A 7,918-nucleotide genomic window follows, 5' to 3' on the forward strand; every position below is an offset into this window, starting at 1 on the left:
AGTCTAAAGCGGAAGTCAGAGCAGAGCACACTATGCAGAATCATCACCGTACCCACCAAGACAGCAAGAGAACCTGGGCAATGCTGTTGCTCGCTGGGGTGTTGGTGCTTTTCTTTTATGGGATCAGCCGCGAAGCAGCCTATCAGGGATTAAGTGTGCAAACACACGCCGAGGTACAGAACAAGCTTTTAAACTATATCGGTGACGTTCGCCGTGCCTTAAGGCGCTTTTATCATCTGCCTTATTTGCTGACCAACCATCCTGATACCCTGGCAATTGTGAAAGGAGAGCGCCACGAGACCGCCGCCTTTCAAGTGAAACTGACACAGCTCGATAAAGCGGCCAATACCGAAGGCTGGACACTGCTCTCAACATCAGGTGACGTGCTCGCTTCTAGCCTAATTGATGAGCGCTTTAGCCGTCCCGACCGGTTGGCAATCGTCGAGCAAGTGCTACGTCAAGGTGAAGGCGTGTCATTGGTGAATAAAACCAAAGGCTATGGGCCGCTTTATTACCTCTCTGCCCCTGTTTTTGATGACCTCAACATCGCCGGCATTGTGGTAGTACAAATTGACCTTAGCTTCCTTACCGAGCAACCCATCGCCAGTGATGACCTCATTCTGCTGCAAAATCGACAACAGCGGTTTTTCCTCTCAAGCAGCAGCCAGTACAGTGCAGACTGGCTGAATGCAGCCCAGCTGAACGCAGCCCGACTGAACGCAGCCCGACTGAACGGGTCACAAGCATCAACGCAAGACAATAAACAAACAGTGGAGAGACAAACACGCTACCTCTACGACAGCACCGCCATCAGCCAGTGGCGCTTCAATGCTACCCCGTTTTTGGGCCACACGGTAAAATTGGACGATCTTAAATGGTCAGTGAGTTACCTGACCCCCTATAAACCGATAAAAGACACCGCAAACCTGTTCGCATGGGGAGTGGCAGCCGCCCTACTTGTCGTCATTCTATTGTTGATCATCGGCCAACAACGGCAGCAGAAACACCGTCACCAGCAGCGAATTCAAAGCCTATTGCAAGAGTCGCAACGCCGACTGAAACAAATGATTGATAAAACCCAAGTCGGTTTATTGCTCATTGACGAACAAGGCTCGCTGTATGATCTTAATCCGATGGCCAAGCGTTTATTTGGTTTGCCAGAAAACAATCATCACCGCATTTTTGCTTGGGAGTTGTTTGATACCGGCAATCCACACTCCACCACCCTTACCTTGCTGAAAAATCTCGACAAGCACAATGAATTGGCTGAGCTCAATGCGGTTGAAACCATGGCACGTCGCAGCGACGGTAGCGTCTTTCCTGCGCTTTTCTCACTCACCCGTTTCCCTTGGCATGATGAGCAATACTACCTAGCGACGTTGATTGACATTAGCAAACGCAAAAAAGCCGAACAGTCACTCCAGCAGATGAACCAAGCACTCACCGAGCGCGTGGAAGAGCGCACCCAAGCGCTGCAACAAGCACAAGCGCAACTGATTGAGACCAGCAAAATGGCCGCCTTAGGGAGAATGTCCAGTGCTATTACTCATGAGCTTAATCAGCCACTCACCGGCCTTCGCACCTTACTTACCACCAATACCTTGCTCGCTGAACGCGGCGAGACGGAAAAAGTTAAAGCCAATAACCAGCTGGTGCAAAAGCTGATTGATCGTATGACTAATATGACCAGCCAACTCAAAACCTTCGCCTACAACAAACCGCACCACCTGCATGCCGTTTCTTTACCCGATGCCCTCAACGAAACCTTGCGTGTGTATCAAGCTCAGTTAGCAGACATTGATGTGCGGGTGCGTATGCCTCACGACACCCCCATGATACTCGGTGAAGGACAAAGGCTATTACAAATCCTAGGAAACTTGATATCTAACGCATGCGATGCGATGGCAAATACCGCTTCGCCGACTTTGGTGTTTGTGGTCACGCCCACCAAAAAGGCAGTCGAACTGACGGTGAGTGACAACGGCTGCGGGGCGTCAGAAGAGGATTTGGAGACCATGTTCGAGCCGTTTGTCACCTCGAAGAAAATCGGTGAGGGACTTGGGTTAGGGTTAGCAATCACCGCCAATAACGTGCGGGATATAAATGGTAAAATACGAGCTGCAGCCAACGCCCAAGGCGGCCTGACCTTCACGCTTACTTTTCAGCCAGCCACATCATGATCATTAAACTACCAGACATAGCCCACTCGTGCCCACAATCAGGCTTGAATCTTTAAAACCGGTACCGGAGGCTGGCTAGGCCATAGTGAAGCCAAGAAAAGTTATAGACTTCATCGTTGTCCGCCCCGCCTTCTAGAGTGCGATAACCCAGAGCGCTATACCAGCCATCACCAAGGTGATACTCCAACATCAGCGCCGCATCAACCGCACGTCCCATGGGTGACCACGCGCCTTCCACATCCAAGATCAACGCCGCGCGATCGGACAGGCGATATTGACCATAGCCATGCAGCAAGGGCACTACACCAACGTTGGATTTTGTTGCTTTTGTTTCACCTTGCGCGAGGGTGATTTCAGCATCTCTCACCAAGGCGGCGGCACCAACGCCCCACTGCCAAGGCCCTTGATCGTAAAACGTCCAGCGGTATGTCGCACGATAGGTATTGAATTGATAATCCGCGTCAATCGCTTGCCCATCGGCAAAGCGCTGATCCTGAAACTGGATGCTTTTTGACAGCGTGCCACGACCATCGACAGATAGAGGCGCAAAGGTTAGGCGCACCGCGTGCTGGGGATTGAACTGATACGTGCCATACAAACGCAAGTAAGGCGTTGCGGATCGGCCGGTTAAATCGGTCATATCAAAGCGAGTGCCAGTATCTCCGGGGATGCTGACATCATTTTTGCTAAACGTCACCCCGCCGGTTTCAACACGAAAATCCAACCCTTGCGCATAAGCCCCCGTTGATAGCCCCCCGACAAACAACACACTCATGATTCGAGCTGTCTGTTGGCAAATCGTGTGCAAGTCTAAGCCTGCCCTAAGCCATTGTCGCGTATGACCAAACGTTGTGGTTCTGCCCTTTCTCATTGCGCTTTGCCCTTATTATCGGCGTCAATCGCAGCACACATAATATGCTGAGGCCCTGCCGAGCCGCCCCAGTACAGCTCGCCTGCATCCGTAAAGCCGCCTTTTTGGTAACAGGCTTTAGCGGCCGGGTTTTGACAGTTCACCGTTAGATACACCCAATTGAAATCACGATAAGCAACGGGCAAATACTCAAGCAAGGCTTTAACCGCACCAGTGCCTAGGCCCTGCCCTTGATAACGCGCATCCACTACAAACATGCGCAGACCCAACGTCTTTGGCGGACAAAAGTCATACTGAGACGCATAGTCAGTATCGAGTTTAAAAAAGCCTACCGTCTTGCCCGCTCGCTTGATCACATGGCGGTGAATAGTCTCGCAGGTCTCAGCAAGAAATTCGTCAGCGGTCCCCGCAAACTTTACTTGTTGATCAGGCAACGATACCTGGCGAACACCGTCGATATCCTGATCAGTCAGTGGAACGACGCTTATCTTGGTGAGCTGACTAGTGGTGGTTTCTGACATACCAGTTCTCATCATCCTTGTTATTGGTATAGGGCTTGTGCGCTAGTTTTAGTGGTCAATAGTCTGAGCGGTCAATGCTCAGCACTTCTATTCAGGGAGCACCCAACAACGCGCTGCTCCCTTAAAGAGCGGACATAAAAAAGGGAGCCCTGATTGACAGCGCTCCCTATCATAGCGTGCTAGCGATGTTAAATCACTGACAGCTCGACCTTAATATTGCCACGTGTCGCATTGGAATACGGGCATACTTGGTGCGCTTGCTCGACCAATGACTGCGCGGTGTCTTTATCCAGATCGCCAACAGACACTGCCAACTTCACGGCAATACCAAAACCACCATCAATAGGACCAATCGAAACTTCTGAGTTAATGTGAGTGTCTTCCGGCAAGGTCACGCCTGCTTTACCGGCCACCAAACGCAGCGCACCAATAAAACACGCCGCATAGCCGGCAGCAAAAAGCTGCTCAGGATTAGTGCCTTCGCCATCGTTTCCGCCCAAACCTTTAGGCGTGGAAAGCGCCACATCTAAACGTCCGTCATCAGATTTTGCAGACCCTTCGCGGCCTCCAGTAGCGGTGGCTTTTGCTGTATAGGCAACACTTTGTAGCTCTTTCATTTCACTCTCCTGTGTTCCAGTCCACTTGCGGCTTGCTCTATCGCACTGAGCAAACACGGTGAAGACGGCTTGTGTCATTTATTTTGCATGCAAAATACTAGATCGCATGACCCAGCATTGCAAATACTTTGCGCGCAAAATAAAATACTCACCAGACACACTGATAATGACAAGCCATGACCTATCCCCAATTAAAGCTCAGTAGCCAAATTTGTCACCGCTTATACAAGGCCTCCAACGGTATTTCGCGCGCCTACCGAACCTGGCTGACCGAGCTTGATCTCACCTATCCGCAATATGTGGTGATGATGGCGCTATGGGAAGAAAATCAACTATCGATCGCCACGTTAGTTGAGAAGACGGGGATCGACGGTGGTGCGATGACGCAGATTTTGAAAAAGATGAGCGATAAAGGCTTGCTCACCATCGTGAAAGACGAAGACGATAAACGAAAGCGGTGGGTAACATTGACGGGCAAAGGCATTGAGCTGCAGCACCAAGCCGCTGCTATTCCGGAGAAAATCCGCTGCAAGTTTCCCAGCATTGATGATCAGCAAGCCCAGCAACTTATTGCACTGCTGGATAAGATCAATCATGACTTAGGGGAAAGCGACGCATAAACGTCGGCTTGAATGGTTGCTTATCGATAAGAAAGCCAAACTATTACTTGGTCGTGGCATCCTTTACTGACACAATCGGTGCTGTTACCTCGATATTAACGGACAACAATGAAACTATTAGCCCGCAACCTTGCTCGCACCACTACCGAACACCAACTTCGTCAGCTGTTTTCTGAATATGGTGATGTCACCGAATGTAATCTGGTGCTAGACCAAGAGACTGGCGAATCCAAAGGCTTTGCTTTCATCACCATGCCTGACGAAGCAGAAGCCAAAGCCGCGATGGCCGCACTAAACCTCTCCAGTGTTGCGAAAAGCAAAATCCGCGTGAAAGTCGCGAACTAAGCAAAAAGCCCTTTGCACTTACATTGGCTGTGAGGCGGGAACGATAGCCAACACGATCACCCGTGTTGGCTTTTGTTTATGGTCGAGACTTCTGTCCATGGGCGAATACTATTCAGCTGATCTTCGAGTTCATGTTCAGTAATTTCAGTATCATAGACGACTTGAGCTCGCAGCCAATAGCCCTTCGATAATCCAAAAAAACGGCATAAACGCAGGTCTGTATCAGCCGTTATAGCCCGTTTACCAGCAATAATTTGACCAATACGCTGTGCGGGCACTCCGATTTCTTTAGCCAAACGATATTGCGAAATCCCCATCGGAGTCAGGAACTCTTCTTTTAGCAACTCGCCAGGTGTGACAGCTTCTACAGTACGCATGAGCGACCTCCTAGTGATAGTCAACGATTCCGACATCTTTGCACTTAAACGTTCGAATCATAAACCCAATAGCAACGCTTTACGTTAATAACGTAAAGCGTCATTAAACGATAGCTGATTGACAGCCTGCGCCCGGCTCGTCACTATCAAGCTTTCGGCATGTAGTGACGCTCGGGCAATCAAAATGGCAAAACCGAATAAAAAAGGCCCCACCAAAACCATCGATATTTTCTGCAAACGTTGTAATGCGCCACTGTTTAAATATCGCAAAGGCGGCAAAGGTGCATTGGTGAAGTGCTTTAAGGAAAGGATTGTTGAGGATGCCACCACCACGCCGTGTTACTGCCCTCAGTGCGAACAGCCCTTTGCGCGTGACACCTTGGTGCGAGGCACACCAGCCTATAAATTTATTGGCGGTAAGGTATGGTTCAAATGAAGATAACCCCTTTAGGCGATACATTAGGGGCGCAAATCGATAATATCGATTTATCCCAGCTTTCAGAGGCTGAGTTTGCGGCGCTGTACCAAGCATTTTTACGCTACAAAGTGCTTTTCTTTCGCGAGCAGCCCCTCTCAACCAACGACCATGTCGCACTGGCAAAACGCTTTGGTGAACTTGAGCCTCCTCATCCGTTTTTTCCGCACCTACCCGACAACGACCAAGTGGTCGTAATTGAAACCAGCCGCGGTAATCCACCCAGCCAAAGCTATTGGCACACCGACATGACATGGCAAGCGGTGCCGCCCAAATGCTCGATTTTGCACGCGCAATATGTGCCACAACATGGCGGGGATACGATTTGGTGTGACATGGCAGCAGTATGGGCCGATTTAACCGACAAAGAAAAAACCGAGCTACGCCAGCTCGACACCATTCACGCACTGCACGCCTTTGAAGGTAGTCGTTACGATCATCAAGACGCCGACGGCCAGAGTGTCGTCTCGAAACGCGCTCAAGACTATCCACCCATTCGCCGTGCCATGGTGCAAGCCCACCCTGAAACCGGCCAAGACGTGCTATTTATTAACGAGCAATTTACTCGCACGATTGCTGACTGGCCAGAAGCTGCTAGCCAACAACGGCTTGCGACGCTGTTTAGTCAAGCACGCCAATCGAAATATCATGTTCGTTTTCGCTGGCAAAAACACTCGGTGGCGATCTGGGACAATCGCGCCACCCAACACTACGCGGTAACCGATTATGGTGAAACGCCCAGACGGTTGCACCGCGTCACGGTTCAGGGGGATCGTGCTCAGTAACACCTAACGGCGTTCAGGCGCGGGTGTATTCATACAGATTGTTGCTGTGCCCATAAAGTATGATTTGGCGTTGTAGCCGAAACCCGAGCTTTTCAAGCAAGCGGTTGGAGGGTTGGTTGTCCGGTAAGGTCACCGCCTGAACCGTAGTCAGTCCGCTCGCTAACAGAGTGGCTTCAAGCACCGCCTCGGCGGCTTCTGTGGCGTACCCTTGCCCGGTGTGACGCGATAAAAACGCGTAACCTAAATCTGGATATGCCAATTCATCGCGCTTGAGCACGCCGCACATACCGATGGGCGTACCATCTTCCCGCCGTTCTACTAGATTTAAGCCAAAACCATGTGCTTGATAACTCGCAAGCGGCCCGTGACGGAGATACTCGGTCGCATCTTGTTCAGTGCGCACCTTTTTATCTGCGATATAGCGTATAAACGACGCATCATTAAGCAGCCCCACAATAAACGGCGCATCGTCGAGTGTAAACTGTCGCACATTGAGCCTTTTTGACCGGCATATCAGTGTCATAAACCACTCGCCTACTGAAACATTCTATCGCGCCATAATCGCATATTGGCGCGAATAAGTATCTACGCTGGCAACCAACACTGATAAAAATCGGTCTTCACTAGTAAAAATCTTCAAACCCCTCATCGGAGCCAAAGCTAAAGACAAAAGCGTCCCGACGTGCAGCCACGCAATAAGCAAAATCGGTTTCAAGATTGATGGGACAGAAAGTCAGGTGCATGGGGGTATCCTTACGCTTTAGCGGCTATACGCGATAAATAACGATGGTATTCAGCCCAGGCTCTATTCGCTGATCTGGTAGTGACGCGTGACATTTTGCGTAACCACTCCCCAATAGGATGATTTAACTCTCTCTTGGTGCTTATCAAAAGCTGAGCGATCGGTAAACTCTTCATAAACATCAAATCGCAGCGGGTTGTCCGAATGTTGCTGAACCTTAAAGGTCAAGCAGCCCGGCTCTTCCAACGTCAACTTTTCATGATTAACAAGCTCTCGCGTCACGGCCTGAAGATCAGCGCCTGGCACGAGAATAAAACCTTCTAGAATGACTTTTGACATATAGTTTATTTTTAAAATATCTCGTTAATTTGGTGAGGCCTTTAAT

At 50.1% G+C, this 7,918-nt stretch carries 11 protein-coding genes; 5 read left to right on the forward strand and 6 right to left on the reverse strand.

Annotated features, from left to right (window positions below):
* Positions 1–32: 32 nt before the first annotated feature.
* Entirely contained in the window at positions 33–2,180 is a 2,148-nt protein-coding gene (locus tag C7A19_RS03680; RefSeq protein ID WP_116644190.1) for an ATP-binding protein, read from the forward strand.
* 52 nt (positions 2,181–2,232) lie between these two features.
* Here C7A19_RS03680 and C7A19_RS03685 read toward each other — a convergent pair whose 3' ends face one another.
* From C7A19_RS03685 to C7A19_RS03695, 3 genes are all read right to left on the reverse strand, one after another.
* Positions 2,233–2,955: a hypothetical protein gene (locus tag C7A19_RS03685; RefSeq protein ID WP_116644191.1), complete on the reverse strand. Its 723-nt coding sequence runs from the start codon at positions 2,953–2,955 to the stop codon at positions 2,233–2,235.
* A 92-nt stretch (positions 2,956–3,047) separates the two neighbouring features.
* Entirely contained in the window at positions 3,048–3,572 is a 525-nt protein-coding gene (locus tag C7A19_RS03690; RefSeq protein WP_116644192.1) for a GNAT family N-acetyltransferase, read from the reverse strand.
* Positions 3,573–3,760: 188 nt separating this feature from the next.
* On the reverse strand, positions 3,761–4,189 hold the full coding sequence (locus C7A19_RS03695) for an organic hydroperoxide resistance protein (RefSeq protein WP_077486335.1): 429 nt from the start codon (positions 4,187–4,189) through the stop codon (positions 3,761–3,763).
* Between the two features lie 176 nt (positions 4,190–4,365).
* On the opposite strand from C7A19_RS03695, the gene C7A19_RS03700 reads away from it, so the two are divergent.
* Both C7A19_RS03700 and C7A19_RS03705 read left to right on the forward strand, forming a co-directional pair.
* Complete coding sequence (locus tag C7A19_RS03700; RefSeq protein WP_116644193.1) at positions 4,366–4,809, forward strand: MarR family transcriptional regulator; 444 nt, start codon at positions 4,366–4,368, stop codon at positions 4,807–4,809.
* A 108-nt stretch (positions 4,810–4,917) separates the two neighbouring features.
* Positions 4,918–5,154, forward strand: a complete 237-nt coding sequence (locus C7A19_RS03705) for an RNA-binding protein (protein WP_116644194.1) — start codon at positions 4,918–4,920, stop codon at positions 5,152–5,154.
* Positions 5,155–5,210: 56 nt separating this feature from the next.
* Here the strand turns inward: C7A19_RS03705 and C7A19_RS03710 are convergent, their stop codons facing one another.
* Complete coding sequence (locus C7A19_RS03710; protein ID WP_077459600.1) at positions 5,211–5,531, reverse strand: HigA family addiction module antitoxin; 321 nt, start codon at positions 5,529–5,531, stop codon at positions 5,211–5,213.
* A gap of 184 nt (positions 5,532–5,715) precedes the next feature.
* Here C7A19_RS03710 and C7A19_RS03715 point away from each other — a divergent pair, with 184 nt between their 5' ends.
* A complete protein-coding gene (locus tag C7A19_RS03715; protein ID WP_077600489.1) occupies positions 5,716–5,967 on the forward strand; it encodes a hypothetical protein in 252 nt (83 codons plus the stop codon).
* Positions 5,964–6,791, forward strand: a complete 828-nt coding sequence (locus tag C7A19_RS03720; RefSeq protein WP_116644195.1) for a TauD/TfdA family dioxygenase — start codon at positions 5,964–5,966, stop codon at positions 6,789–6,791. The genes C7A19_RS03715 and C7A19_RS03720 overlap by 4 nt, the downstream gene beginning before the upstream one ends.
* 13 nt (positions 6,792–6,804) lie before the next feature.
* On the opposite strand, the gene C7A19_RS03725 is transcribed toward C7A19_RS03720, so the two are convergent.
* A complete protein-coding gene (locus C7A19_RS03725) occupies positions 6,805–7,281 on the reverse strand; it encodes a GNAT family N-acetyltransferase (protein ID WP_346330220.1) in 477 nt (158 codons plus the stop codon).
* A 315-nt stretch (positions 7,282–7,596) separates the two neighbouring features.
* Positions 7,597–7,872 carry an antibiotic biosynthesis monooxygenase gene (locus C7A19_RS03730; RefSeq protein ID WP_116644197.1) on the reverse strand — a complete coding sequence of 92 codons (276 nt, stop codon included), beginning with the start codon at positions 7,870–7,872 and terminating at the stop codon, positions 7,597–7,599.
* Positions 7,873–7,918 lie beyond the last annotated feature (46 nt).

Origin of the sequence: Salinivibrio sp. HTSP (assembly GCF_003390965.1) — a bacterium.
Lineage (GTDB): Bacteria > Pseudomonadota > Gammaproteobacteria > Enterobacterales > Vibrionaceae > Salinivibrio > Salinivibrio kushneri.